Genomic DNA, 26,990 nt, shown 5'->3' on the forward strand with positions numbered 1-26,990 from the left:
AGATATGATTTATTAATGAATACAGAATTAAACCCTAAAACTATTTTGATCGTCGAAGACAGCCCCATTCAGGCAGAGCTACTACGTCGGTTTATGACGGGCCGGGGATTAAAATGCATAGTTGCGACTGATGGTGAGGCGGGACTCATTTCAGCAAAAAATAGCCGCCCTGACCTAATCATTAGTGACATTCAAATGCCAGCGCTTGATGGCTATCAGATGTGTGAGCGCCTCAAGGCTGATCCAGCTATACATGCCATCCCCGTGATCCTCTTAACAGCCCTCTCGGATCCAGTAGATGTTGTACGCGGCCTAAACGCAGGCGCACAAGCCTACATCACCAAGCCTTATGACAATGAACGACTTTTAGTACAAGTTCAGCGACTATTGTCTGACCCTCCTCAAGAAGAGAGCCCTGATGATAAAGAACCAATTGAAGTGGAGATCAACGAAGCTCGATACAGTGTAAATGCTTCCCGCTCACAAATTTTACAAATGCTAGTTTCAACCTACGATAATGCAGCCCATCAAAACCAATTACTGCGTAAATTAGAGGAAGATTTACAAAAATTAAATCAGCAACTGGAAATTAAGGTAGCCCAAAGAACTGCAGCCCTTCTAGAAGAGGAAAAGCGGGCATTAAATGCCGAAACCAGATATCACACACTCTTCTCGCTTTTGCCTGAAGGGGTCGGCCTACTCAACACCGGAACCTGGAAATTAATTGAATTTAATGATGTTACCTGTGGTCAATTGGGCTATTTGCGCCATGAATTTGAAAACTTATCCCTACTAGAGATCATTGATCCATCCGAAAAGGAAGATTTACTGGAGCATCTTAAGCAAGCGGTCATTTATCCTCAGATTAGTTTCACCTCCCATTTTATGACTCGGGAGGGTATGCCAGTTGAGATCGATATCCGCACGCGACAAGTAGAGCTCGATGGGAAAATACTTCTTAACTGTATATTCAGAGATGTTTCTGAAATTAATCGAGCTCGAAAAATGGAGCGCGAACTCGAGCACAAAGCGTCACATGATTTAATTACAGATCTTCCCAGTAAAACTCTCTTGCTTGAGACCTTAAGCCAAACTATCCACGTCGCTGAACGAAAAAATAGCACCGTCACTTTGTTTGCCATTGACTTAAGTAAGCTCAGCACGATAGCGGCAAGCCTTGGTCATGAGGCAGCCGTAGCTATTCAAGTAGAGTTAGCTGATCGACTAAGGGCGGTCCAGCCGAAGGCAGGCATGGTAGCGAGAATTAATAATGAAGCCTTTATCTTTATGGTTGATGGCTCAATAGATGCTAGCCCATTTACTGAATTAGTTTCACGTATCACCAAAGTAATGAATACGCCTTTTCTGTGGGAGGAGACTAATCTAGAGTTTGAGCCTTTTATCGGAATTAGCCTTTACCCCAAGGATGCAAAAGATGCTGATACCCTTCTGCAATCAGCCGAAGCAGCACTTTTTAAAGCCAAGAAAAGCGGGCGCAAAGCCATAGTACTGGGATCACCCGAGCTTAATGAGCAAGTGGAAAATCTGATTCGCGAGGAAAATAACTTACGCGAAGCCTTTGCCAAAGGGGATCTCGAAATGTTTTACCAGCCTCGCGTAGATCTCAAAACGGGCAAGATCGTAGGGGCAGAAGCTTTGATGCGCTGGCGAGATCCAATCAGAGGCCTCATTGCGCCCAAGGATTTTATTCCGCTAGCCGAGGAAATTGGATTAATTGGCAAGATGACTACCTGGGCTCTTGACCAAGTCTGCCTTCAACAAAGAAATTGGCAAGATCGAAATATCGATATCGTACCCATTTCAGTAAACTTGGTGGCAGAGCAATTTTTAGATGGTCAGATCGTTACTACACTAGAAAAAACGTTAGAAAAAAATAGTTTAGCGCCACAATACTTGGAGGTGGAGCTTACCGAATCTGCGGCAATGCAAAGTCCCCAGAAGACAGTTGAATTATTAAAGCAAATTAAGGCCTTAGGCATACTCATCGCTATTGATGATTTTGGCACGGGCTACTCATCTCTCGCTTATTTAGAAAAGTTTCCGATTGATATTCTTAAAATTGACATATCTTTTGTTCAAGGCGTAACAGTAGATCAACACGCAGAAGTGATCACCAGCGCGATTATTGCTATGGCAAAGGAGCTCAAATTTTTAATTGTGGCTGAGGGTGTTGAAATTGACGGACAACGTCAGTTTCTGTCGAAGCATGCCTGTGAAGAAGGTCAAGGCTATCTCTTTTCAAAACCATTGCCAGCAACTGAATTTGCCGATTTGCTCATCAATCACATCACCTATTAAAACAAACCAGACTTATACAAGAAATAGCGCCTAAAAATCCTTAGTTTGTTTTGAGGCTATTGAGCGACTTGATCATAGAATTTGGGATGTGGGAACTAAAAGAAAACAAAGATTGCCTAATACGCCATTCAAAGCGATGGCCATGCGGCAATGGATCTTTAGCTCCAAACCAATGCTCCCATTGTGGCAAAAATTCATATAGTAAGTTCAGTATTGATGGCCTTTACTCTATATGAATTCCTTTTCTTATTAATTCACCATAGCGGCATCACTATCAATAGCGAATTCACTTTGAAAGAATAAGTTAAGGTTTACGGTTTTTTTGAGTTGCAGCTGGGTCCAGCGTTGAATGATCATTAGCCTGCCCCGGCATTGGCATATCCTTCGATTGCTGCTCTTTTGTAATATCGGATTTCACAGCAGAATTATTGGGTGCTGCAGGCTGAGCTGCCTCATTAGGTGGGATACCAGCAGGTTGCACTCCAACCTTATCTGAACCCTTAGAGCACCCTGCTGATATGAGTAGTGCAGTAGATATGGTAAGGATGAACCCAAGCTGTTTAATTGAATGTGTCATATAACCCCCTTTAAAGGCGCCCTACCAGGACGCAACATGACAACGATTAGTTGCCAATGAATTTCCAGAGTATCGGGTTTGACCCCAGTAATCCGTTCGGTAACCAACCCAGTGGTGGCGTTTTGAAAGTAGTTACAAATTACTGTTTGGCTAAGGCGCTCACACGATTTTATGGCCATCAACATCGACAACCTGAGTGTTAGATGTGGCTTGCCCTGATGAATCTGTTTCGACACGCTCATCCAAGGCCGCAAGTACTTGACTTGGATTCATGGCACGCTTTAACTCCGCCGCCTGTGAATCTGGCCGATTTCTGACGTTCGGCAAGTCAAACCTTAATTCCTCCAATAGGTCGATCATCTTTGCTGTTTTTTGCTCTGTAAGCAAATTCACCTTCAGATCTAAATGGGCCCTCTGTTCCTCAAGTTTTGCTAAGCGATTCTGATTGGATAAAACAATGGTTGCAGTCAGCAAAGCCAATAAGCCAATCACGCCCTGCAGAAAATGAAATGGTGGGGGATCAAATTGAACCAAGGAGTAATAGGGCAATAAGCAATTTACAGCAATCCAAATAACGACGAAGCATAAAATCAGGGCAAGAAAAATAGGTTCGCCAATGAAACAGTTAATACGCTCCAGGATTCGCTGCGCAAGTGTCATCTTCCCTTCTTCACGAGCATAGAAATCCAGCACCGCCTCAATGTTTTGATTTATTTGCTGATGCTCAGAACTATCCGCAATCTTTTCAGGATTTATATTCGAATGTTCACGCATGATTTTTCCTAGCAAATATGGTGAAACTGGTAATGACTCCATCTCACGAGTGGATATACAAAATATGCAAAGAACTCAATCAAAGGACTGCGATCAGAATGTTGCCCATAGGATTTGCATTTGTATTAATTGACGAAGGGGGCAGTTTCACCTGGCTTACGTAGCATCTTGTTGACTTCATCTAAATGCATCTCTTCTTGCACAATCATCTCTCTGGCATATTCCTCCAGCAAAACAGATTGGACGCCAATGGTATCTGGATGGGTAGAGGTCGATATTTTCAACAAGTCATAATATGCTGCCAAAGCAAGGGTTTCGTGATCAAGACTTTCGCGCAAGATATCGCCGAGATCATGCCGCTCAGTTTCTAATAAAGCGCCTATCTTTAATGATGGATGACCGCCAAGAAGCGTCACAAGCTCCCCTGCTCTATGGGCATGGTCTAAGCTTTCACTAGCATTTTCTTTAAGCCAAGAAACAATCGGAATTCGGTTATAACCAAAGACCATCAGCGAATAGTGAGTGTATTTGACAACCCCCGCCAGTTCTAGTTCCATGATTTTATTCAGGGCTTGAACAGCGACTTGATTATTTTGTGAGTTCAATTGAGAGCTCCTTTGAATGTATCCATGTGTATATCTTTTATGGTCTACTTTCCACCCCCTTAAATCGGTACGAAACAACACATAGTAGGACTTTTACCTAAATAAGATTTCTTGGAACAACCCATGTATCAAACTCTAATTCAGTAAGGTGCCCACTTGCGATCGCAGCCTCTCTTAAGCTGAGATTCTGTTGATAAGCACTCTTGGCAATCATCGCGCTCCGGTCATAACCAATATGTGGGCTCAAAGCTGTTACCAACATCAGTGATCGGGTCATGAATTCTTCAATATTGGCAACATTGGCCTCAATCCCCCGCACGCAATAGAGCTCAAATGATTTCATGCCATCACCCAAGATTCGAATACTTTGCAAAAAATTGTGCAGTATTAGGGGCTTAAAAACATTTAGCTCAAAATTACCAGATGAAGCCGCTAGGCCAATAGTGACATCATTACCCATGACTTGATAACAAATCATTGACAACGCTTCGCATTGGGTTGGATTGACCTTTCCCGGCATGATGGAGCTGCCAGGCTCATTTTGAGGAATTGTAATTTCCCCCAAGCCCGATCTGGGTCCTGAGGACATCCACCGAATATCGCTTGAGATTTTCATTAGCGCTACTGCCAGGGTCTTTAAGGCTCCATGAACAAACACGATAGGTTCATGTCCAGATAAGGCTGCAAACTTATTGGGTGCCGAGACAAATGGAATATCAGTGAGCCTTTGGATTTCTTTGGAAACCCTCTCTCCAAACTGAGGATGGGTATTGATTCCTGTACCAACAGCAGTTCCTCCGATTGCCAGCTCATACAACTGTGGCATAGACAGGGCAATGGCTTTATGGGCTAGCTTTAACTGGGCTACGTAGCCTGAAAACTCCTGCCCTAAAGTTAATGGAACTGCATCCTGTAGATGGGTGCGCCCCACTTTGATAATCCCGGAAAATTGAGCATCCTTTACTTCCAGAGCCTCAATCAACGCTTCTAGGGTCGGCAACAGTTCTTTTTTCAGCTTACTAAGCCCAGCGACATGCATTGCCGTTGGAATAACATCATTGGATGACTGGCCCAGATTGACATCGTCATTGGGGTGTAGGAAGTGATCTTTACCCAGCTCACCACCCATCAACTGTATTGCTCGGTTAGCCAGAACCTCATTCATATTCATATTGGTTTGCGTGCCAGAGCCAGTCTGCCAAATGGATAAGGGAAATTCATCATTGAGCTCCCCAGAAAGAACCTCATCTACCGCTAGCAGTAGGGGCTCATACATCTCTTGAGGCAAAAGCCCTAGCTCCATGTTGACAAGCAAACAAGCCTTCTTGACTAAAGCAAGTGCCTGAATAAATTCAGCTGGCATCGTTTCCGTAGAAATATCAAATTGCTTCAGGGAGCGCTGTGTTTGGGCGCCCCATAAATGATCGCCGGACACCTCAATGGCTCCGAAACTGTCTCGCTCAATTCTTGAATTTTCCATCTTTTTATCTTATACCCTCCATTGAAATCTGCAATCACCAAAGAATATATTTGGATTGCTAACTTGATTTATTTAGCGTATACAGATATTAGATAGGAAAGAAATTGAATATGGACACCACCTTTCATCCGCTGAAGGCTTTGTTTGAGCAGCTAGGGCTATCCTCTGATTGTGATGCTATTGCCCAATTTATTAGACAACATGCGCCCCTAGATTCCTCCGTGATTTTGGCAGAGGCGAGCTTTTGGGAGGCAAGTCAAAGAAATTTCCTGCGAGATGAACTACTAAAAGATGCCGACTGGGCTGAAGTAATCGATCTGCTCAATGTTCAACTTAGAGAAACTCATTGAAGGCTACTGATGAAACGAATTGTGGATATCTTTAGTAAGGACTGGTCACCAGAAATCATCTGGACCTATATCGTCAATCTTGATGGAGTAGACAATACTCAAGATCTCAAAAGGGATGAAGTACCCCTCAGTGCTTTTGAAAGTGAAGCCCTACGACTAGCAATAGCAGAAAGTCGAGGGGATTCGGATTCTATATTTGCAAAGGTCAGAGAGTGATTGTGAAGTAGATACCATGATGTAATAACGATTCAGGAGGTTCTATGCTTCAAACGATTGCGGTCATCCTACTTGTCCTTTGGGCGCTTGGGCTAGTCTCATCCTATACGCTTGGTGGCTTTATCCACATACTCCTAGTAATTGCTATTGTGATGCTTCTGGTTCGCATCATTCAGGGCAGAACTCTTTAGCTCAATAAGCACTATAGATAAATGATGCTGTAGTTGCCAATAGCGGAAAAAGCTGTATCAATTTATACGGATGGCTAAAGACAATTGTCATCCTATGTGTGCTGTAGAACATTTCTATTGAAGCAAAACCGATAAAGTGAACTTAGGAATGGTCAAGCAGACATTAGAGGAAACGATAAGTGAGAAGTTTTTCTGCTTTCCAACTTGCAGTTAGCAATCGTCAAATCTCCATTCCTTACTTTTTCGCAATTGCTTTTACTGGGCCAGCTAAGAGATCCAAGATGAAGACATATCCGCGAACTGAAATGAAAAAACACCCGAAGGTGGTTTTAATATCTTTTGGTGGCTCGAAGCTGAACCGAACTGCAGGCTAATGAAAAAATTAGACTTCACGCCAAAGCGACCTCAATACTTTAAGGGTTTTCAGATTAGGATTATCAATTTTGGCTAGTAGTTCAGCAAACTGGGGGAAGGTGTCTGAAAATTCCTGAGTATCAAACAACTTCATCGACCACTTTGGAAAGCGCCTCTCTTCAATTTCGGTGATAGCTAGCAATTCAATATTGTGGTGTCTTGGATCTTTTTGAATTCTGCCCCAGGTTTCCTCTACCGCACTTCTAGCGCCCTCAAGGATTTGGCCAAAATAACCTTGGTCAAAAAAGAGGATGCCAGTAACAGAGTGCAATGTATTTGATGAAATAGATTTATCTACTATCGCCGTCAGACCCAAGACATTGATTGTTGCCCGAGCTTCACTGAGGTACTTTAATTCAACTAAATCTGATTTATGCATAGGGTATACCTGAAAAGTTTGAGACGATAACAACGAAGGGTAAGGTAGGCCTGTTTAACTATATTGATATGCTATCGGACTCTCAGGCACCTTTATGTACGATAACGCACATACAATGGCTTTTTTTAGGGCTAAATTGGAAAAATTGCTCAAAATCCACTTCCAGGCATCCAAATTAAAAACGCTGAATTAAGAGATCAAAACTGGCTTTTCCACTCCATTCCAGAGGATGTATGGCAAAGATTATTGCCTCATGTTGAAGAGTTTGATATGACGCTGGGCTTGGTCTTATCAGAATCCGGCATCAAAATGTCTTATATTTATTTTCCGAACACTGCTATTGTCTCCCTACTCTACAACCTAGAAAATGGATCTTCGGCTGAAATCGCCGTTGTTGGTAAGGAAGGCTGCCTAGGCGTATCACTCTTTATGGGTGGAAATTCTACTCTGACCACAGCGGTAGTACAAAGTGCAGGTAAGAGTTATCGTATTACAGCAAGCGTGATGCTTGATGAATTCAATAAGGGTGGTGGACTCATGCACTTATTGTTACGCTATACCCAATCCTTGATTACGCAAATGACTCAAACGGCAGTTTGCAATCGCCATCACACCCTAGATCAGCAATTTTGCCGCTGGCTGCTATTAAGTTTAGACAGATTACCCAGCAATGAGCTGGTCATGACCCAAGAGCTCATTGCTAATATGCTGGGAGTGCGCAGAGAAGGTGTTACGGAAGCAGCTTTAAAGGTTCAAAAAGCAGGCCTGATTAAGTATGCTCGCGGTCACATTAAGATCCTAGATCGACTAGGTCTTGAGAAGCGCACCTGTGAATGCTATCAAGTGGTTAAAACAGAATGCGAACGCCTTCTTCCAAAAAAACTCGCTGTTTAGTTGGCTAGCTATCAGTCCGTGCTGGACAGGAATGATTGAAGCAACTGCGGTAGTCATGCTGACTCTTTGGCTGGCCGGGGTAATGACATCCTACACGTTTGAAGGCTTTATCCACATCCTCCTGGTCATTGCCATTGTGATGGTTCATGTGCGAGTTATAAAAAAATATGAAGGATGAAGGATGAAGTTTTGATTTCATCATTAGCCTAATCGACCGCTGCTAATACACCGTAATCAATCAATGAATACGCTCTAATGTGTTTTTCTGTGCCAGATAGAGTCGGTCTGCGTTAAAACAGCTTTCATAATGAATAATAAAAATTAAAAATTAAATGTCGCTGCTAACTGCGGACCTTTCATCGTCGTCTTTTGCAGCAGTCCACTACCACTCATGTCATAGTACAAGGCACGGTAAGCTAAAGAAACATCAATCCATTTATCAAACGTCTTACCAACGCCAACCATACCCTGCCAAGTCACATTGGTTGTACCGCCCCCACCACCAATATCTGCGTACAAAGGGATATACCAACTTGAGCTAGCCAAACGGTATCTTCCCTTAAATCCAACAATTGGATCAATAGTGGAAGTGGACTTGGAGTCGCTTGCACTCAGTGAAGACCCATCTAGAACCAAATTCAGAGTGGCTGTGACACCAATACTTCGCACACCCACTAAACCATCTACATAGGCATTTTGGTTATTGATCAGGGTATAAGTCGCAGCACCAGTAAGAATTGTTTGTTGCAGTATTGCTTTAGTAGCTAGTCTCGCAGGAATAGCCCCCTGCGATGTCGGTAATGTGGTGCTGATCGTTTGATTTTGTTGCAAGGTTGCAGAAACTAAATCACCCATAATTCCCCAATTACCATAGTGCGCCTCTGCAGAAATCATGCCACCAGTTTTGAGATCGCCAAGAACATTGCTAGAGGATAGTACGGCAGTATCTAGGTATCTATCTTTAAAGAATAATGTTGAACTAATCCCAGGTGACCACAGATAAGGGGTTACTTCAAAACGCCACTTATCTGAAACTTGAGGTATTGGAGAGTTATCTGATTGAGCATACGCACTGGACGTGAAAAAACTAATAACAGTGGCGCTAAAGATCTTGAGAAATTTATGTTTCATTTAAATTGGGCTTTTTAAAGGTTCGACTTGATTCAGGTATCTTGTGCTGGCTTGAGTCTGTCGGCGTTAAAACAGCTCTTTTAGTCCGTGGGTCGCGAGCACGAAAACGCCGTTTCGCCGAAGTCAATCTCGCCCGACCCACCCCAACAACACTCCCCTATTATTTTGGTGGCCTGTGCATTGCGCAAATTTTGTTGCCAGCCGGATCTCTCAGCCAAGCAATATAGATAGTGCCAGCGGCTCCCTCTCGATAGCCTGGATCACCCTCACAAGAAGTTCCGCCATGAGCAACACCAATCGCATGGAATGCATCTACATCTGCCATGGATTTAGCGCTAAAGCCGATGGTGCCGCCATTAGCGTGAGTAGCTTCATTACCATCGATAGGCTTGGTAATTGCAAAGACTCCTCCGGGACCACGATAAAAATATTTGTCATGACTAAAGCTTCCCGGCTTAACACCCAAAGCCCCTAAAGCAGCGTCATAGAAATCTCTTGATACTTCTAAATCGTTTGCGCCCAACATGATGTGACTAAACATGATTCTTCCTATTAATAAAATTGAATGGATTAACGAACAACGATACAGCCTCTTTACTGCAAAGATTCATTTGAGGGTGTACGCATTACGGTATTGCGAATAAATTGCTTCTCGTAATGCCGATTACGTCGAGACTTCTTGGCGGTGGAGCGCTGCCCTCTGCGCTTATCAGACACAATATCACCTAGTTGACTGAGATCATCTAAGTCTTGAATTTGATTGGGTGAGTTGCGGCGAGGCATTTACGAGAGAGTAAATCACTAAAATTGATAATATTTGCATTAAATCATGTAAATTCAATACATGCTGAAGTAGTCAATCCAGGCGTTTTTGAATATTGAAACTCAAACCAGAATTCATCACACATTACGGGGAAGGCGATGATTAATAGATACTCAAGCATAGCTCGTGGAATACACTGGTTTACTGCATTGGCTATCCTCGCTCTGGCAATTTTGGGCTTTTGGATGACCCAAAGGGCGGGTGCCAATCTATGGGATGACCTGACCAATACACTCTATGGTTGGCATAAATTGATTGGCTTTACCGTATTGCTCGTCACGATCTTGCGATTTTGCCTCAAGCTCAATTCAAAAACCCCTCCCTATCCCAATAGCATTTCTCCATACATAGTCAAAGTTGCATCAGTCGTGCATTACCTACTGTATGGCTTGTTATTGATTGTGCCTTTGCTGGGATGGGCGGGGGTGACGGCCTATCCAGCTTTAATTACCCTGGGAGGCTATTCACTGCCAGCGATGCCGGGTATACCTAAAAGCGAGTTACTTGCCAAACAGATCTTCCAGATTCATGGAGTACTGGCAATGACGCTCATAGCAGTCGCACTATTGCATATTGCAGCTGCTATAAATCACCTCATCATTAAACGAGATGGCATTTTTCAAAGAATGTGGTTTGGAAGGCAAAAATAAGTTTGATCAAACTTAGTAAAGCTTGAACGGTTTTGTGAGCTTTAAATCTCAAATAAATGACCGCTTTTTTTCGCTTTCACACGAAGGTATTCGTCATTATGTTTGTTTGAGGGATAAATATGGGGAACCCTCTCAGAGACTTCGATCCCACATCGTTGTAGCGAATCTACTTTTGCGGGATTGTTAGTCATGAGCCGAACTTGATGGATGCCCAGTATCTGGAGCATTTGCGCAGCCGGAAGATAATTACGCTCATCCGAATCAAAGCCGAGCTGAAGATTGGCATCTACAGTATCAAAGCCTGAATCTTGCAGTTGATAAGCTCGGAGTTTGTTCACCAAACCAATTCCGCGCCCCTCTTGTGCAAGATATAAAAGAATGCCGCTACCTGACTTGGACATTTCTGAAATCGCACCCCGGAGTTGACTTCCGCAATCGCAGCGCAAGGATCCGACCAGATCACCAGTAAAGCATTCAGAATGCAATCGAACCAATACCGGCTTGAGGGGATCAATCTTGCCGATGATGATGGCAAGATGCTCTATGCCACCATCTCGGGGACGAAAAGCAATCACCTGAGCATCTTCCGCATTCTCCAGCGGTACGCGAGCCTGACTCACTTGCGTCAGTGAATTGGCTGCATTCTTCATATAGTCATCAATTAAAGATGCTTTGACCGTTGGAATATCCGTCATTGGCACATCCTGAATCACGAGCGCCGCTGGCAGTAATCTAGATAGTTTGGCGAGCGTAATACAAGAGGCCTCTAATGCATTCGCATCTCTAATATTGAGATCATCTAGACTCGGAGGACTCATTAATACAGATAATGGATTGGCCAAGAATTCAACGAGCTCAAGGGACAAATTATGTGCACTGGTTAAAACACTAATTGGTCGATCCGATTGATCGATGCCCAGGACATTCAGTCGGGTGCCAGTTAAGACTAAACCAATAGGAGACGTATCAAACTGGGATAGGAATTTGAAATTATCGGCATCTACAGCATCTACCGCCAGCATCACAATACTGCTACCAGACTGCTCTACCCGAACCATGCCGCCCCTACGAAGCTCTGAAATAACGCGGTCAACTTCAATGAGGGGGTCAAGCATGTACATGGTGGAAATGAATAATTAGTATCAACAAGCTAATTATTACACCTTATGGTAAATTGGTTTCGACCTTCTTCACCCCCTTAAAAAGCTTCTTTGTGATCCTTCCAGAGCCAAATCCTCCAGATGTAAAAATAGAGCTCGAGTCAGAGGGCGTGAACCAATGGCGCATATTTCAGGACCAATTTTTTTCCTCCACCCCCCTCTCAGATTCACCGCTGAAAACTGTTTTTGACCCCATCAGAAGATCCACAGTGGACTCGATGATGGTGGTGGGCCAGCTTGGGCAAACGATGGATGGTCGAATTGCTACCGTTACCGGTCAATCTAGATACATCAATGGCCACTCTGGCCTTGTGCATCTGCATCAGCTAAGGGCGCTTGTAGATGCAGTGGTAGTTGGCGTTGGAACCGTCTTGGCGGATGACCCACAACTTAATGTCAGACTGATTGAGGGGAAACATCCAGCACGCGTAGTGATTGACCCAAAAGGCAGGCTAGATCCAAAGGCGCGCATCTGGAGTGATGATGGCGTTAAAAGACTATGGATTGTTTCTAATGGACTGAATTTAGAGCCCCCAAAAGGGGTCAAAATCATCCAATTACCCATGGTTGATGGTCATATGGAGCCAGCGATGATCTTACAAAGTCTGAGCTCTGAGGGACTTAACCGGGTGTTGATTGAGGGTGGCGCAGAGACGATCTCTCGGTTCTTACAAGCAAATTGCTTAGATCGACTGCATATTATTGTGGCCCCGATTGTGATGGGATCTGGAAGAGCTAGCTTTAATTTAAAAGCGATTGAACATATGGATCAAGCGTCACGATTAAAGGTAAAAACACATTTACTAGATAGCGATGTGCTGTTTGATTGCGATCTCAGTTCCGCACGCATCCGCATAAATTAATTCATATAAGCTTGGACAATATCTGCAAATGTTTTGGCAGATTCTGGCCAGGTAGGTAGTTTTTTAGCAGCATCACCTGCACCTGAAGATAAGCTCTTACGTCGACCCGGATCGTTGATGACTAATCTCAAGGCTTCCGTTAGGCTTGGTACGTCCCCTGGTGGGATCAAGATTCCGGCAGAGTCTGGAACAGTCTGGGAAATGGCACCTCCACTTGTACCAATGATGGGGAGTGCATAGGACAGCGCTTCTGCATATGCCATACCGTAGCCCTCAAAAAGGGAGGCAAGTACAAATCCATCAGCATTACGGTAAAGCGAATCAAGATACGCAGGGTCTACAGCACCATGAATCTCAATTCGGTCTTGTAAATCAAAATGGGCAATGCTGTGCAGTAAGTCAGCATAAGCCTTCGCATCACGGCTTGTATCGCCAACAATGGATAAGCTCCACGGCAAATCACGTAGGGGCGCAAGGGCTTCGATCAAGATGCCAAAGCCTTTGCGTGGAATGATGCTTCCAACAGAGAGCCACTGAAACGGATCTTGAGATGTAAATTGTGTCCTCACTTGATACAAGGGAGAAGATACTCGATTGGTACCCGGAATGACGGTACTAATTTTTTTTCTTTCAACCCCAAACGAATCAACCAGAGCTTGGGCTGTCATGGGGCTATTTGCAATGACCTGTTTTACATGTGAGAGCGCTAATGTCTCACTCTCCTGAAGCTGCACTTGCTGGCCTTTGGTTAAACCAGACTCGTAAGCTAATGGGTGATGTATCAAAGCAATAATAGGATGATTGACTGCTGCTTGAGCAATGCTCTGTGGCATGACACCAAGAGCTAGGCCATCTATAACAATGGGCTTGCCGGCTTGTACTTGACATAACAGTTGCTCGGCTTGATTGATCGTTTCTTGATCAGGAAAAGGGAAGCCGGAACCCAGACTCAATAACTCAACTTCCCAACCCAGCGCCGTCAGCTCACTAACGATATGACTATCGTAGATATAGCCACCGGTCAGCGTTTGTAGATCTCCGGGATAGGCGAAAACAAATGCATTCGAACCTGCACCAGGCGCTCTACTCAATGCAACTCACCCTCATACCAGGCTCTTGCAATATGGGATTCTGAAATGCTTACCCGAATGGCATGCAATTCTTCAATCGGACGACCCAAACTATTGGCTTTTGCAGCCGCTGCCAATTGATCGAAAATATATTTAGTTAAAAATTCTGTAGTGGTGTTCACACCCTTAAATTGCGGGAGTTCATCAAGATTAGCGTAATTTAAGGGCTTCAAAGTCGCCTTGAGGATATCTAAAGCGCATCCGATATCAATCACGATCCCGTTCTCGTCAAGCTCACGGGAAATAAAAGCGGCATCAACAATGAAAGTTGCGCCATGTAAGGCTTGTGCCGGTCCAAAAACTGCCCCTTTGAAAGAATGGGCAATCATGATGTGATCGCGAACTTCAACAGTAAACATGTATTTTTCCTTATGGATATTGAATAAGACAACAAAGTTGAGAACTTTGAGCGCTAAAGATCTGCGGCAGTTGAGACGGCAAGGATTCAAAGTGAATCGGCTCAGTCAGAAGAGCATCGAGGCGGGAGTCGCTCAACATACCCAATGCAGCAGCTAGCCTGCGACGATAACTCCAGCGAGGTCTACGGGATTGAGAGATATGCCCAACCTGACTCGACTGCAGTCGTAACTGACGACTATGAAAAGCACCTCCTAGTGCCACATCAATTTGATTGGAACCATACCAACTCAGCTCCAAAATAGTGGCCTCTTCGCCTGCTGATTCAATTGCAGTTGACAGGCCGCTAGCGCTCGCACTGCAATGGAACACAAGATCACAATCTGTGGGTGCTAATTCGGGGGAGCTGAACTGCACACCCAGTTTTTTTGCCAAAGCTGCGCGCTCGGGATTAATATCCACTAGCGTTACTTCGGCACCTGGTAAATGCCCACATAAATAGGCGATTAAGGAGCCGAGCACACCTGCCCCGATAATTACGATACGGTCACCAGGCCCAGGTGACGCATCCCAAACAGCATTTAAGGCGGTCTCCATATTGGCTGCTAAAACCGCACGTTGCGCTGGGATTTCTTGAGGAATTACTAGGACATTAGCAATCTCGGTTTGAAAAACCGATTGGTGAGGCATCAAGCTAAACACCAGCTGTCCGATCAGCTCTGTGGGACCAAGCTCAACCCTGCCCACATTCGAATATCCATACTTCACTGGAAAAGGAAGCTTGCCGCCCATAAATGGCGCTGCCATGCGAGTGTATTCACTCTCGGGAATGAGGCCCTTAAAGACAAGGGATTCTGTACCGCGACTCAGCGCACTAAATACGGAACGCACTTGAACACTATTTTCGGGCAAGGGGCCGAGGATTTCTGAACGAATCTCAGTGCGCTCAGGAGCCACGTACCACAGGGATTGACTGACGACTGAGGCCACAGGATGAACCACGTAAAAATCCTTAGTAGGAAAAGTGAAAATGTGCTTGCTAACCTATACTGCTGGTGCGCTTTGCATAGTATAGGTGAGCTTAAGATAAATTGAATACCTTAGTAAATAAACACCCCATAAGAGCAGTATCGATTCGTCGAGTCATCTTCTTTTTACTTTTTCTATTGACGTCTGCATTAATGCTTTGGTTGTTAGATCAGACGCTAAATCATTATTTCCCCAACTTCATTCGCTGGACATTAATAGCCCTTTTTTCACTCACCCTGCCTTGGATGGTAATCGGTTTCTGGAATGCGATCATTGGCTTTTTAATTTGTCTGTTAATCAAAAAACCACTCTCTATTATTTTGCCAGCGAGTATGCAGAATTGTGAAGAGGTTTCTTTCAATAGCTCTACAGCCCTTCTACTTTGCATTCGAAATGAAGACTCGACAAGAGTGATTCGCCATCTTGAAATCATGATGGACAGCTTAATCCATGCAGGCTTTGAAAAGCACTTTCATATTTACATCCTCAGCGATAGCACTACTGAAACAATTAGACAATCCGAAAGCAAGCGGTTCGAGCAATTGAATCAGGATTATGGGCAACGAATCAATATCGTCTATCGCTGCCGCGAAACTAATGAAGGGTACAAAGCGGGCAATATTGCTAGCTTCTGTCAGCAGTACGGAAAACTACATGATTTTGCTATCACGCTAGATGCTGATAGCTTTATGACGGCAGCGGCAATAGCAAGACTGGTAAGAATGATGCAATCCGATCCGCAGTTAGGCATTCTGCAGGGTCTTGTTATTGGTCTGCCATCGAGTAGCGCCTTCACCCGTTTTTTTCAATATGGCATGCGCCTAGGAATGCGCTCTTACACCATGGGCTCAGCATGGTGGCAGTCAGATTTTGGTCCTTACTGGGGTCATAACGCCATTATTCGCCTTGCACCTTTTATGCAGTTTTGTCAGCTGCCAGAACTGAAAACTGCAACGGGCCAGACAAAACAGATACTCAGCCATGATTTGATCGAGGCTGTATTGATGCGAAGTGCTGGTTTTGATGTACGAGTCTATCCATACGAAGATCAAAGCTGGGAAGAAAATCCACCAACCCTCACGGAATACATTCGCCGTGATTTACGATGGTGCGAGGGCAATCTTCAATACATCAATCTCATCGCCCTACCTCACCTCAAGTTCATCAGTCGGATACAGCTTCTTTTAGCCATCTTTATGTTTCTTGGCTCACCGGCATGGATTGCCATGATGGTTATCTGCACCATATCGATTGCTATTTTTCCATCTACCCAAGAAACGGCCAATGGGTTGTATTTCTATGCGTTTATTGGGCTTACTCTTGTCATGTGGTATTTGCCAAAAATTGCCGGAGCGCTGAATGTTTTACTCAGCACCAAAGAATCCCAACGTTTTGGTGGTCGATGGCGGTTTAGCATTAGCCTTGTACTTGAAACTACTTTTTCTCTATTCATGACTCCGATTACTTGGTTCAATCACACAATTTTTATGGTGAGTCTTGCTGTAGGGCATAAAGGGGGCTGGGCGACGCAGGCACGAGAGGACCATACTGTTAGTTTTTCCAACGCTATTCAGCAATTTTGGCCGCATACAATACTTGGAATCGCTTTAGCGTTGACACTGTATCTCAGCCAAGAAAGTGCATTTATCTTTGGTATATTGTTTTTCGGCGGTCTATTGCTATCGATACCGCTGGCAGTGATCACGTCACAGACTTGGCTAGGAAATCTCATGATGAGATATCAAATCCTATCCTCCCCAGAGGAGATTACTATCCCGAATGAATTAATCCCGCTCCGACTAAAAGCCTTACAGCATCGCCAGGATTACTGAGCGCATTCATGAGCCTGATCAGAATATACACACGTGCATTAAAAATGCTCGACTCAGACAGAAATCTTGCCTGGATATTAGCGTTTGCAAATCTAGCACTCGCCGTGACACTGTTTGCTGAACCGATACTATTTGGCAAGGTGATCAATACGCTTGCAAGCACTGAAGCTTCTAAGGCTTCCTCACTATGGAATGATGTTGCACCTTTATTAATTGTTTGGGTGCTTTTTGGTTTTTTTACGATTGGCACTTCAACACTAGTTGCTCTATTTTCAGATCGCCTCGCGCATCGCCAACGACATAAAGTATTTGGTGAATACTTTGAGCATGTATTACACATGCCCTTAAAACAGCAGTCTCAAACCCACTCAGGTCGGCTGATGAAAATCATGCTGGCAGGTACAGATACCCTCTGGTGGCTTTGGCTCAGCTTTTTTCGTGAACACCTATCCGCTTTTATTTCTTTAATCATTTTGATTCCATTGGCGCTGTATATGAATTGGCAGCTTGCTTTGGTACTCATCAGCCTGTGTTTATTCTTTGGATTACTCACCCACTTCATCTTACGAAAAACGCAAGATCTCCAGCACGCCATTGAAAGTCATCATTCGGATTTAGCTGAATTAGCCTCGGATACTCTGAGCAATATTGCACTAGTGCAGAGTTTTTCTAGAATTCAGGTTGAAGTGAAAGCGCTTCATGGCATCAGCCAGAAAGTACTGAGAGCGCAATTGCCTGTTCTTTCCTGGTGGGCAATAGTCACCGTACTGACAAAATCTGCAACCACGCTCAGCATTCTCTGTATTGTTGTTTTGGGATCATGGCTTTATGCGCAATCCCTCATCACCATAGGTGAAATTGTTACCTTCATTGCTTTTGCAGGGATTTTTATTGGTCGCTTAGAGCAAATCGTCACATTTGCTAATAAGCTGGCTACAGACGCGCCCCGTTTACAAGAGTTTTTTGGAATTCTAGATACATCGCCAGATATTCAGAATATTCCGAATGCAATAGACCCAGGACGATGTGTTGGTTTGATTCAATTTGATCAGGTTTGCTTTACCTATAACAATCGGCATAAGGCCATTGATAGATTGAGTTTTACTGCAAATCCAGGTGAGACCATTGCCTTAGTTGGCGCCTCTGGTGCAGGAAAATCTACTGCGCTGAGCCTACTGTATCGCGCCTTTGATACCCAGTCTGGACAGATCACTATAGATGGTATTGATATCAAAAATTTCGATCTATCAGCGCTGCGTAGGAATATCGGCGTGGTCTTTCAGGAACCCCTGCTATTTAATCGCTCCATCGTTGAAAATCTTCTCGTTGGCGCACCAGATGCGAGCGAAATGGAAATACGAATAGCCTGTCTACGAGCGCAAGCCCTTGATTTCATTGAAAGACAACCAGAGGGTTTTGATACCATCATCGGTGAAAGAGGACGAATTTTATCTGGGGGCGAGAGGCAACGACTGTCAATTGCACGTGCCTTACTGAAAGATCCCCCTATTCTCGTTCTAGATGAAGCTACTAGCGCATTGGATGGGGCTACTGAAGAGAACTTGATTAAAGCCATGAGCGAGGTGATGCGCACTCGAACCACCTTAGTCATTGCACACAGGCTCAGCACGATTAAAAATGCAGATATGATTTTAGTAATGGAAGCCGGCAGAATTATCGAAACCGGAACTTATCAATCTCTGTGTGAAAAAAGTAGCCAATTTAATAAAATGGTCAACATTCAATTGGGTTTAAAAAATCCATGATGAATCCACACATCCAATTTAAATACATCTGATGAATACATTCTCAACTGATTGGCTAAGCTTACGTGAGGGCGTAGATCACCGTTCACGTAATCCTGCTTTGCAACAGCAAGTACTGAGCTATTTAGAGCAAGTTGGAAGCGTAAAAAACGATCCTATTCATATTATCGACCTAGGATCAGGCACAGGCTCTAATCTACGCGCCCTAGCGCCATTGATCCAGCATAGTCAGAACTGGACTCTAGTTGATTACGACCCACTACTGTTGATGGCGGCCCGAGAAAAACTGTGCGCCTGGGCAGATAGCGTCTCTGATGGGGCGCCTCATGGTCATTTGGATAGTAATGCTACTAGGCCAGTAACTTTAGTGAAAAATAATCATGAGATTAATGTCATTTTTTTACAGAAGGATCTTGCTGGTGATCTTCAGTCTGTACTATCTAAACCAGCAGATTTGATTACTGCAGCAGCATTTTTTGATTTAGTCGCAGTTGGCTGGTTAGAGCAATTTTGCAGAGCATTAAAAACGCCTCTTTATACGGTCTTAACGTATAACGGCCAAGAAACATGGCTACCGGTAGATCCCTGGGATAGCAAGATTCTGGAAGCATTCCACCATCATCAAGGATCCGATAAGGGTTTTGGATCTGCTGCAGGACCCCTAGCACTCACGACTTTGGAGCAACTACTGAGAAAAGAAGGATTTAAGGTAGTAACCGGATCAAGTCCCTGGGTACTAGGTCCAAATGACTCCTTATTGATTCAGGAATTAGCCGCCGGCACCGCCAAAGCTGCCGCAGAAACCACCCTGGTTAGCAATGCCATTGCACAACAGTGGGGGGAAAGTCGCGCTCAATCTCCAAAATGTGAGATTGGTCATGATGATTTGTTTGCAAGGTATTAAAAAATCAATCCCTTACCCTAAAACCTCACTGTTACTTACTTCAGAGCGCTACTTGGAAGCAGTCGAATGACCTCTTCAAGAGTTTGATAACCTGAGACTGGCATAAAACTTTTTGGAGAAAAATCTTTTTCTCCAATGAGCATTGCAGGTAGCCCCTGAAATCCATATGTCCTGAACTCTTGCTCATCTTGCATCACATGCTTGCTCAAGGTGCCATCGTCGATTGCCGCTCTCAAATGCTGGGGATTGATACCAATGTTGCTGGCAATCTGAATCACCGTTTCTTCATGAGTAATATCAAGCCCCTCTAAGAAAAATGCATCAAACAATTTTCTAGCGAGAGTCAATGAAAGTCCCTGAGTATTGGCATAGCAAACGCATTCCTGTGCAAGCCAGGTATAGGTTAAAAATTGCGGTGTCAATATCTTCAGATTTTCTTCTGCAACAATGAGCTCTTTCCGAGCACTCTCCAAATTATCAATGTATGTTTGGGAAGGTTTTGTATTTTGATCAACAGGACTTAATTCAAATGCTCTCCACACAACATCAATCTTGTCTGGATACTGATCCTTGAGCTTACATAAAGCAATTGTTTGAAAATAAGAATAAGGGCACTCAAAATCTGCCCATATTTGAATTTGAATCATGTTTTTTACCTTTAATACTTCAGAAATACACAAAAAAGATTGGCCTCTTCTGGCCAAAGAAACAGCAATCGGTAAACTAGCTCCAATCTAAGGGGACTAGCCCCGTAGTAAACAATTTCGCCTTGGACCAGCTAGTCGAGCAGCATGATCTCATCGCAACCACTTGAGTATGAGCGGTGATAGTATGGATACGTGCTCGCCCAATAAGATACTCAATTATGAACTTTTAATATATTCATAGTGGAAATAAAGTGGCGCGGACAGGGCAATGCCAGCTAAACAGGGTGATTCAGGTCCATTCAGTGACGATCAAAATAAGCAAAAGCTAGTTTTTATGAAAAAGTCTGCAGAAATCTCGGTGCGTTTGACTCAAAGGGCCTTACAAGTGGGTTCTACCCTGCTAGCAGGTCTGGTCATTTCGCAAATACTGAGCTTCGTAGCAATCTTTCAAGTAATGAGCGATACGCAGGCAGCTGGAATGGTGTCTTATGCCCTTATCCAAAAACTTTCTACCATTATTGTTTTGACGGCTTTTATAGTGCTGTCTTTGGCAAACTTGCTGGTTAAAAGGGCAGTCAATCTGTATAAAGCGGTACGATTACCAGCTCTCGTACTAATCGTCTCTACTGCACTTGCAAGCTATGTCTTAATCCCTCGCATGGATTTCTTGATCGAAACCGCGCTTAATGATGGATATCCAGTTGCATTCTCACCCTCGGCGAACCATTTTCAAATACTAGAATTATTGCTTTTAGCATTGCTTGCCATACAAGCATACAGCTCTATTCTGGTGTCATGGAGGCAGCTAAAACCTCAAATCTAATTTAATGCTGACTCGTTGAGCCTGCATTAACTCTTTTCGTTATCTTTCTTTTTGATTGTCCGAAACTCTAAGACCATGAGCACTAATCCTGTGACCATCAGGCTAAATACAAAAATAGCAGTGAATAACAGCGTATTGTCAAAGTTCATTTTTTCATGTCCATCAGTGCGCACAACTTAAAGTAGATGCCAAATGTAAAGATGGCGGGAATCCAGATAGCGGTGAAGATCGCTTGTTGCGCATCTTTCTGAACAAACCATAAATAAGCAGAAATGAAAAATGAGATCATGACAGCGAGGATGATAAAAAAATCTGATTTTTTAAACATAGAGAATTTCCTTTAATCGTTACTTTTACAAAAATCCTGCATTCCATAGCCGATTGCACTAAGCAAGCATCCAGCAATAGAAATAGAACCAATGATACGAATTCCTGAAGACAGGCCAAACGAAAAACTATCAAAATCTATTAAATTCATCAACCCAAAAAGGAGTGCTACTGTGCCGAGCACTACAGAAAAATTACCCACTCTGATGAGCAGTTTGGGTATAAAGGGGTTTGATTGTTTCATTGACGCACCATTTAGAAATACCTATTTAAGGTATTACTGATTCTAGACCAGTAATAAATGTTGCGCGACTTTTTTACCAATAAAAGGGGTGCATTACTGTAGTGCCTTTGAAACTCAATGGCACTGACTTAATAAAGGGCTAGGGTTAGACCCACCAGACAGACTCTTGAGGATATTCTTAATCAAGTATTCGCAGATTTGGCTTAATCCAAACCGTCTGAAGTGCACAGATAAATCTGCTACAGCCCAATGAATTTACCTAGATTTAACGCAGATTGGCTTTGATGAGGCTGAGTACATCATCATAAAACTGCTGCAGTTTTTTCTTGATTGCGAATATGGAGCGAAGAGAATTCATCTTGGATTCATTTCTCCGTTGAATGGGTTTGAGCAAGCTTAGACTTTATACTATGTATGCGGTATCTTTATGGAAAATCCTGTTTATTAGCGCGCTGAGGCGACTTTTTGCCATCCCCATTAAAGCTATCTAAAGAATGCTTATGCCCGAATTTTCGACCGAGGACTACCTTCTGTATGCACCATACCCGTCGTCATCGACCATGGGGCACTGGCTTGAAGAAACGAATCAGATTACCCGTCACATTCTGAGCAATATTTCAGAAGCAGAACACTTAGTCCCTCAGCTAAACATTCTCAACCCCCCTCTTTGGGAATTAGGTCATTTAACCTGGTTTCATGAGTTTTGGGTGCATCGGGATGGGCAAGAAAACAAACCATCATTGCTGGAAGATGCAGATTACTTGTTTAACTCATCAGAGATAGCCCATGAAGATCGCTGGTCCACGTCAACACCATGCCTAAGTGATCTTTTGGAATATAACCACGGCGTCATCGAGAAAACCAAGCAGCTACTTCATAATCCAGTGGATACAAAAACTGCCTACTTTATTCAGTTGGCAATTTTTCATCAGGATATGCATAACGAAGCATTTGCTTATATGTGGCAGACATTGGGCTACCCTGGGCCATTTCCCCCATTTTCTCCCTTTGTAACTCCGAGCATTCTGGAGGATCAGGTGCAGACTTGGATTGAGTTTCCGAAGTCGACTATCAAAGCAGGGTCGGATCGCGGCTCAGGCTTTATTTTTGATAATGAAAAATGGGGTCACTCTCAGGATCTTCCTGCGTTTGCCATTTCAAGCAATCCTATTACTAATGCCGATTACTTGGCATTCCTAGAATCTGAAACCAATCTTTCAGAAACAAAGCCAGTCTCATCACCGTCGCATTGGAAAAAAGATGGGGAATCTTGGTTTGAGCGATTCTTTCAAGAATGGCTACCTTTAAATCCCGCATCAGCAGTGCGCCATATTAGCTACCTAGATGCCCAGCGCTTTTGCGAACTTCAAAAATTGCGTCTGCCCAATGAACATGAGCTCAGTGTATTAATGTCTCAAAAACAAGATATTTGGCAGCCCTCCTATTTATGGGAATGGACCAGCAGCACCTTTCTGCCTTTTCCTGGATTTAGTGCCGATCCGTATAAGGACTACTCACTCCCTTGGTTTGATGGCACTTATCAAGTACTCAAGGGTGGCAGTCTGTACACACCCGATCGCTTAAAAAGGGTAGCAATGCGGAATTTCTATCAGCGTGATCGCAGTGATCATTTTTGCGGCTTTCGTACGTGCTTAGGCTAAATTGAGTAAGCTGACGTTGTTGTGGCATTTGCCATCCTTTAAATACATGATAATTTTTTTATGACTACTCCTTATAACGGCCGCCTTACCTCTTTATCTCATGGTGGAGGCTGTGGCTGCAAAATTGCACCCGGTGTCTTAAGCGATATCCTAAAAGCCTCACCAATACGTAATTTACCTGCCGCACTATTGGCTGGCTCTGACAATAATGAAGATGCCGCTGTCTACCAAATCAACGATCATCAGGCGATTGTTGCGACAACGGATTTCTTCATGCCCATTGTGGATGATCCATTTGAGTTTGGTCGTATTGCCGCAACCAATGCAATTTCCGATATTTATGCAATGGGTGCACAGCCCCTTTTTGCACTCGCCCTCCTAGGCATGCCTATTTCAGTTTTACCCTTAGATGTGATTCAACAAATTACTGCTGGCGGAGAGTCCGTCTGCAATGATGCAGGCATCATGATTGCTGGTGGCCACTCGATTGATACTGTGGAGCCCATTTATGGCTTGGTAGCTATTGGTGTAGTGGATCCAAAAAAACTCAAACGCAATAATGGCGCTCAAGCGGGCGACAGCATCATTCTGAGCAAACCATTGGGTGTGGGCATACTTTCTGCAGCGTTAAAGAAAGAGGTGCTCTCCCCTGCAGGCTATCAAGAGATGATTGCTCTGACCACTAAATTAAATAAGCCTGGCGTTGCTCTCGCTCAGCTTGAGGGTGTGCATGCCTTGACCGATGTCACAGGCTTTGGCTTGGCAGGGCATCTTCTAGAAATGGCCAGAGGATCCGAATTAATGGCGCAGGTTCAGTGGGATGCTATTCCCGTAGTTCAGGAGGCAATTGAGCATGTCAAAGCCGATATCTTTACAGGTGCTTCCACGCGCAATTGGGTGGGTTATGGCAGTGAAGTGCAGCTTGCAAACAATTTAGCACTGTGGCAACAACACTTATTGACCGATCCTCAGACTAGTGGCGGCCTTCTCATCGCTTGCGCTCCAGAACAAGAAGCCGAAGTCCTCTCTATCTTAAATATGGGAGGCTTTGCTAGCGCCCAAAAAATTGGTCACTTTACTGCAGGTACTGGATTATCCGTTGTGTAAATGATGTGAGATGCATTCTTATACCAAGCCACTTACCAGCTCTTGGATAGACTGCTTCTCACGCGCTGGATGAATCCATTCTTTTCGTAAATCAATCTGCTGTTGTAGTGAAGCGTAGAAGGTAGGCATTGTTTCTGCTCGATACAAAAGATCAGCGAGTGCTTTTGCATCTCCCACTGGAAAGTAGCCAGGATAATCATCTCCCAGTAAACCGCGATTGCCTGGGATATCAGAGGCGATCACCGGAATACCGAGTGCAATCGCCTCGGAAACCACATGGGCACCGCCTTCCATGCGACTAGAAATGACCATTAGGCGACTTTGGGAAAGTATCTGTAACGCATTTAGATGGCTTACCTCTCCAATCCATTGGTAGCGATCGAGCGTTGTATTACATTGTTTAGCAAACTCTGCCATTGGGGCACTCATCGCCTGACCCAAATGCCGTACTTGAATTTTGGAATCCGAGGGTAATAGTGGCAAGCTTCGCACTATGCAAAAGGGATCCTTTTCATCTCTTAAGTGACCAATGATGCTGACTAGAAAATCTTCTTTCGGGGTCGGGCTAGGTGCATTAATCTCAACTGATTGATAGATGACTTGGGCTTTATCTAGCAGACTGGGTGGTATCAAATCCAATGCCGATGACTGTAAGACGATTAACCGATCCGCCAGCTGCATTGATTGAATCACCTCACGATGATTTTCCATATCCCGATACAAATCAGTACCGGTCAAAATCAAGACAACCGGTCTATTAGGATATGTTTCTTTAAAGCGCACAATCGATTGATGACTACGATAGGCATGAAGCGCTATTAATACAGCAGTATCGTCCCCAGACCAAGACTCAGTCACCTCAACCAAATACCCAAGCTTCTCCAAAAACCCTTGCCAGCGTAAAGCGGTCATCCGGTTTCCGTGAAGACTGCCTAGCGGAGCTGGAGTCACGATTTCGATGGAGGATTTGATATGCGACCCTTTTAGAAAGAATTATTTTAAGGGTTATTCATCAATCCAAGATGGATGTTTGTGCATTACCGAATGAAACAACTCAGATTCAATGTGGTGATTGAGCCATTGCTTCACTAAGGAAAACGGCAACCCTTCAAATTGTTGCGGATTGACCATCGAAAACTGCCGGATGAATGGGAAGATGGCAATGTCTATCCAAGTCAGTTTGTTTCCCATCAGATACTGGCCAGTTTGTAGTGCGCTCTCCATGGGTTGAAGCATGAGTTCTATTGCGGCATGCAACACTAGCTCTGGGTTGAATTCTGGGCTTTGCTCTGAATAGCGGTTTGGATATTTGTATTGGTCCAATAGCACTTTAAACGGGCCGTCATTTTTTTCAATCCACGCTTGAGCGATAAGTTCATCGACTTTTCCCCAATGATCTGGATCAGACTGTTGTAAGGCCCAACGCATGATGTCCAGACTTTGATCCAAAATAAGCCCATCCACACACAATACGGGAACCGTTCCTTTGGGTGATACCAGCAGCATGGACTGCGGCTTATTACGCAGTTCAATCTCCCGATGCTCAAGCTCAATACCAGCGTATTTCAATGCCATACGAGCCCGCATGGCATAGGGGCATCTTCGGTAAGAGTACAAAATGGGCATCATTTCTTTATTGCTTTATTGCTGCACTACATTATTGTCCGACATGAATTGGGATTGGGACCCTAAGTACAGCAGTCGCATGGCGAACCCAAGATACGAAGCCACTCATGAAGTTGCTTCAAGGGCTCTTGCTTTCAACCTTCAGGCCTAAGCCTTATTTAGGGCCAAATACTTGCCAAATGAAAAAATAGAATTAGGGCCTAACTGAGGCTTCAACTTTTTAGGTGGCGATTTTTTCAACGATTTTTCAGCGGACTTACTACTGACCTTAATCTTTGGCTCGGGCTTCATGCAAAATAGGCCTTTGGTGCTTGGCTCAATCTTCACATTTGACTCACGCAATACTTTGTCTAGCGTGATTTGAGACATCTTTTCAAGCATAAAGCTTTGCAAATCGACCCACAGTTCTGCACCTAATTCTGCGCCAGGATTGGGTTCACCATCAATTGCAGTAACAATATCTTTTAAGGAAATAGTCTCTGGCTGACGAACGAGAGAGTAGCCGCCCCCAGGACCTCGATGGCTCCTGATCATGCCAGATGACTTCAATACCGCGAAGATCAACTCGAGATAAGAAAGCGAAAGTCCGTGCCGCTGACTAATGAGGGGCATGGAAATGGCGTGGCCATGCTCAGTGTGAGCAGCGATGTCCAGAATGACGTCAAAGGCGATTTTGCTTTTACTAGAAATTCTCATGAGAATAAGCATACC

33 protein-coding genes are annotated in these 26,990 nt (G+C 44.0%); 14 read left to right on the forward strand and 19 right to left on the reverse strand.

The window, feature by feature from the left end; genetic code table 11:
• Nucleotides 1-15 precede the first annotated feature (15 nt).
• Entirely contained in the window at nt 16-2,319 is a 2,304-nt protein-coding gene (locus DN92_RS03500) for a GGDEF/EAL domain-containing response regulator (protein WP_173959955.1), read from the forward strand.
• 304 nt (nt 2,320-2,623) lie between these two features.
• Here the strand turns inward: DN92_RS03500 and DN92_RS03505 are convergent, their stop codons facing one another.
• From DN92_RS03505 to fumC, 4 genes are all read right to left on the reverse strand, one after another.
• A complete protein-coding gene (locus tag DN92_RS03505) occupies nt 2,624-2,896 on the reverse strand; it encodes a hypothetical protein (RefSeq protein ID WP_173959956.1) in 273 nt (90 codons plus the stop codon).
• A 159-nt stretch (nt 2,897-3,055) separates the two neighbouring features.
• Nucleotides 3,056-3,670, reverse strand: a complete 615-nt coding sequence (locus DN92_RS03510; RefSeq protein ID WP_173959957.1) for a DUF1003 domain-containing protein — start codon at nt 3,668-3,670, stop codon at nt 3,056-3,058.
• Nucleotides 3,671-3,795: 125 nt separating this feature from the next.
• Entirely contained in the window at nt 3,796-4,275 is a 480-nt protein-coding gene (locus DN92_RS03515; protein ID WP_173959958.1) for a ferritin-like domain-containing protein, read from the reverse strand.
• Nucleotides 4,276-4,372: 97 nt separating this feature from the next.
• A complete protein-coding gene (gene fumC, locus DN92_RS03520) occupies nt 4,373-5,755 on the reverse strand; it encodes a class II fumarate hydratase (RefSeq protein ID WP_173959959.1) in 1,383 nt (460 codons plus the stop codon).
• Between the two features lie 110 nt (nt 5,756-5,865).
• On the opposite strand from fumC, the gene DN92_RS03525 reads away from it, so the two are divergent.
• From DN92_RS03525 to DN92_RS03535, 3 genes are read left to right on the forward strand one after another with little or no spacing between them, the layout of a single operon-like run.
• Nucleotides 5,866-6,105, forward strand: a complete 240-nt coding sequence (locus tag DN92_RS03525; RefSeq protein WP_173961237.1) for a DUF2789 domain-containing protein — start codon at nt 5,866-5,868, stop codon at nt 6,103-6,105.
• Between the two features lie 9 nt (nt 6,106-6,114).
• Nucleotides 6,115-6,321 (forward strand): hypothetical protein, encoded by a 207-nt coding sequence (locus DN92_RS03530; protein WP_173959960.1) that lies wholly within the window; start codon nt 6,115-6,117, stop codon nt 6,319-6,321.
• Between the two features lie 44 nt (nt 6,322-6,365).
• Nucleotides 6,366-6,512, forward strand: coding sequence for a lmo0937 family membrane protein (locus DN92_RS03535; protein WP_173959961.1), 147 nt, complete (start codon nt 6,366-6,368; stop codon nt 6,510-6,512).
• A gap of 382 nt (nt 6,513-6,894) precedes the next feature.
• Here DN92_RS03535 and DN92_RS03540 read toward each other — a convergent pair whose 3' ends face one another.
• Nucleotides 6,895-7,305, reverse strand: coding sequence for a BLUF domain-containing protein (locus DN92_RS03540; protein ID WP_173959962.1), 411 nt, complete (start codon nt 7,303-7,305; stop codon nt 6,895-6,897).
• A gap of 219 nt (nt 7,306-7,524) precedes the next feature.
• Here DN92_RS03540 and DN92_RS03545 point away from each other — a divergent pair, with 219 nt between their 5' ends.
• Both DN92_RS03545 and DN92_RS03550 read left to right on the forward strand, forming a co-directional pair.
• Complete coding sequence (locus DN92_RS03545; RefSeq protein WP_254598367.1) at nt 7,525-8,199, forward strand: Crp/Fnr family transcriptional regulator; 675 nt, start codon at nt 7,525-7,527, stop codon at nt 8,197-8,199.
• Between the two features lie 31 nt (nt 8,200-8,230).
• Complete coding sequence (locus tag DN92_RS03550) at nt 8,231-8,377, forward strand: lmo0937 family membrane protein (RefSeq protein ID WP_173959963.1); 147 nt, start codon at nt 8,231-8,233, stop codon at nt 8,375-8,377.
• Between the two features lie 143 nt (nt 8,378-8,520).
• On the opposite strand, the gene DN92_RS03555 is transcribed toward DN92_RS03550, so the two are convergent.
• From DN92_RS03555 to DN92_RS03565, 3 genes are all read right to left on the reverse strand, one after another.
• Complete coding sequence (locus DN92_RS03555) at nt 8,521-9,330, reverse strand: hypothetical protein (protein WP_173959964.1); 810 nt, start codon at nt 9,328-9,330, stop codon at nt 8,521-8,523.
• A gap of 160 nt (nt 9,331-9,490) precedes the next feature.
• On the reverse strand, nt 9,491-9,871 hold the full coding sequence (locus tag DN92_RS03560) for a VOC family protein (protein ID WP_173959965.1): 381 nt from the start codon (nt 9,869-9,871) through the stop codon (nt 9,491-9,493).
• A 53-nt stretch (nt 9,872-9,924) separates the two neighbouring features.
• A complete protein-coding gene (locus DN92_RS03565; protein WP_173959966.1) occupies nt 9,925-10,113 on the reverse strand; it encodes a hypothetical protein in 189 nt (62 codons plus the stop codon).
• Between the two features lie 138 nt (nt 10,114-10,251).
• Between DN92_RS03565 and DN92_RS03570 the strand changes: the two genes are divergently transcribed.
• Nucleotides 10,252-10,803, forward strand: a complete 552-nt coding sequence (locus DN92_RS03570) for a cytochrome b (RefSeq protein WP_173959967.1) — start codon at nt 10,252-10,254, stop codon at nt 10,801-10,803.
• Between the two features lie 41 nt (nt 10,804-10,844).
• Here the strand turns inward: DN92_RS03570 and ribA are convergent, their stop codons facing one another.
• Entirely contained in the window at nt 10,845-11,924 is a 1,080-nt protein-coding gene (ribA, locus tag DN92_RS10640) for a GTP cyclohydrolase II (protein WP_173959968.1), read from the reverse strand.
• A gap of 92 nt (nt 11,925-12,016) precedes the next feature.
• Between ribA and DN92_RS03580 the strand changes: the two genes are divergently transcribed.
• Nucleotides 12,017-12,826 (forward strand): RibD family protein, encoded by an 810-nt coding sequence (locus DN92_RS03580; protein WP_254598331.1) that lies wholly within the window; start codon nt 12,017-12,019, stop codon nt 12,824-12,826.
• Here the strand turns inward: DN92_RS03580 and DN92_RS03585 are convergent.
• Genes DN92_RS03585 through DN92_RS03595 form a run of 3 tightly spaced genes read right to left on the reverse strand, consistent with a single transcriptional unit; the run spans nt 12,823 to nt 15,315 of the window.
• A complete protein-coding gene (locus tag DN92_RS03585) occupies nt 12,823-13,917 on the reverse strand; it encodes a glycosyltransferase family 4 protein (protein ID WP_173959969.1) in 1,095 nt (364 codons plus the stop codon). The genes DN92_RS03580 and DN92_RS03585 overlap by 4 nt on opposite strands.
• Nucleotides 13,914-14,315, reverse strand: a complete 402-nt coding sequence (locus DN92_RS03590; protein WP_173959970.1) for a 6-pyruvoyl trahydropterin synthase family protein — start codon at nt 14,313-14,315, stop codon at nt 13,914-13,916. Before DN92_RS03590 ends, DN92_RS03585 begins: the two co-directional genes overlap by 4 nt.
• A gap of 10 nt (nt 14,316-14,325) precedes the next feature.
• On the reverse strand, nt 14,326-15,315 hold the full coding sequence (locus tag DN92_RS03595; protein WP_254598332.1) for a zinc-dependent alcohol dehydrogenase: 990 nt from the start codon (nt 15,313-15,315) through the stop codon (nt 14,326-14,328).
• 89 nt (nt 15,316-15,404) lie between these two features.
• Here DN92_RS03595 and mdoH point away from each other — a divergent pair, with 89 nt between their 5' ends.
• The 3 genes from mdoH to DN92_RS03610 are packed head-to-tail and all read left to right on the forward strand — an operon-like array spanning nt 15,405 to nt 19,844.
• Nucleotides 15,405-17,174 carry a glucans biosynthesis glucosyltransferase MdoH gene (mdoH, locus tag DN92_RS03600; protein WP_173959971.1) on the forward strand — a complete coding sequence of 590 codons (1,770 nt, stop codon included), beginning with the start codon at nt 15,405-15,407 and terminating at the stop codon, nt 17,172-17,174.
• Between the two features lie 8 nt (nt 17,175-17,182).
• The gene (locus tag DN92_RS03605) at nt 17,183-18,940 is read left to right on the forward strand and encodes a glucan ABC transporter ATP-binding protein/ permease (protein ID WP_173959972.1); all 1,758 of its coding nucleotides are present in this window, start codon (nt 17,183-17,185) and stop codon (nt 18,938-18,940) included.
• 31 nt (nt 18,941-18,971) lie between these two features.
• Nucleotides 18,972-19,844, forward strand: a complete 873-nt coding sequence (locus tag DN92_RS03610; protein WP_173959973.1) for a class I SAM-dependent methyltransferase — start codon at nt 18,972-18,974, stop codon at nt 19,842-19,844.
• A 35-nt stretch (nt 19,845-19,879) separates the two neighbouring features.
• Here DN92_RS03610 and DN92_RS03615 read toward each other — a convergent pair whose 3' ends face one another.
• A complete protein-coding gene (locus DN92_RS03615) occupies nt 19,880-20,491 on the reverse strand; it encodes a DsbA family oxidoreductase (RefSeq protein WP_173959974.1) in 612 nt (203 codons plus the stop codon).
• A gap of 268 nt (nt 20,492-20,759) precedes the next feature.
• Between DN92_RS03615 and DN92_RS03620 the strand changes: the two genes are divergently transcribed.
• Nucleotides 20,760-21,314, forward strand: coding sequence for a hypothetical protein (locus DN92_RS03620; protein ID WP_173959975.1), 555 nt, complete (start codon nt 20,760-20,762; stop codon nt 21,312-21,314).
• 26 nt (nt 21,315-21,340) lie between these two features.
• On the opposite strand, the gene DN92_RS10700 is transcribed toward DN92_RS03620, so the two are convergent.
• Genes DN92_RS10700 through DN92_RS03630 form a run of 3 tightly spaced genes read right to left on the reverse strand, consistent with a single transcriptional unit; the run spans nt 21,341 to nt 21,885 of the window.
• Nucleotides 21,341-21,463, reverse strand: coding sequence for a hypothetical protein (locus DN92_RS10700; protein ID WP_302479693.1), 123 nt, complete (start codon nt 21,461-21,463; stop codon nt 21,341-21,343).
• Nucleotides 21,460-21,642, reverse strand: a complete 183-nt coding sequence (locus DN92_RS03625) for a hypothetical protein (protein WP_173959976.1) — start codon at nt 21,640-21,642, stop codon at nt 21,460-21,462. Before DN92_RS03625 ends, DN92_RS10700 begins: the two co-directional genes overlap by 4 nt.
• Before the next feature lie 12 nt (nt 21,643-21,654).
• Nucleotides 21,655-21,885: a hypothetical protein gene (locus DN92_RS03630; RefSeq protein WP_173959977.1), complete on the reverse strand. Its 231-nt coding sequence runs from the start codon at nt 21,883-21,885 to the stop codon at nt 21,655-21,657.
• Nucleotides 21,886-22,385: 500 nt separating this feature from the next.
• Between DN92_RS03630 and DN92_RS03635 the strand changes: the two genes are divergently transcribed.
• Both DN92_RS03635 and selD read left to right on the forward strand, forming a co-directional pair.
• The gene (locus DN92_RS03635) at nt 22,386-23,546 is read left to right on the forward strand and encodes an SUMF1/EgtB/PvdO family nonheme iron enzyme (protein ID WP_173959978.1); all 1,161 of its coding nucleotides are present in this window, start codon (nt 22,386-22,388) and stop codon (nt 23,544-23,546) included.
• A 60-nt stretch (nt 23,547-23,606) separates the two neighbouring features.
• Complete coding sequence (gene selD, locus DN92_RS03640) at nt 23,607-24,653, forward strand: selenide, water dikinase SelD (RefSeq protein WP_173959979.1); 1,047 nt, start codon at nt 23,607-23,609, stop codon at nt 24,651-24,653.
• A gap of 18 nt (nt 24,654-24,671) precedes the next feature.
• Here selD and senB read toward each other — a convergent pair whose 3' ends face one another.
• The 3 genes from senB to DN92_RS03655 form a co-directional block, all read right to left on the reverse strand.
• Nucleotides 24,672-25,565 (reverse strand): selenoneine biosynthesis selenosugar synthase SenB, encoded by an 894-nt coding sequence (gene senB, locus DN92_RS03645; protein ID WP_254598333.1) that lies wholly within the window; start codon nt 25,563-25,565, stop codon nt 24,672-24,674.
• Nucleotides 25,566-25,658: 93 nt separating this feature from the next.
• Nucleotides 25,659-26,228 (reverse strand): glutathione S-transferase, encoded by a 570-nt coding sequence (locus DN92_RS03650; RefSeq protein ID WP_254598334.1) that lies wholly within the window; start codon nt 26,226-26,228, stop codon nt 25,659-25,661.
• Between the two features lie 198 nt (nt 26,229-26,426).
• A complete protein-coding gene (locus tag DN92_RS03655; protein WP_173959982.1) occupies nt 26,427-26,975 on the reverse strand; it encodes an RrF2 family transcriptional regulator in 549 nt (182 codons plus the stop codon).
• Nucleotides 26,976-26,990 lie beyond the last annotated feature (15 nt).

This window comes from Polynucleobacter arcticus, from assembly GCF_013307205.1.
Classification (GTDB): domain Bacteria; phylum Pseudomonadota; class Gammaproteobacteria; order Burkholderiales; family Burkholderiaceae; genus Polynucleobacter; species Polynucleobacter arcticus.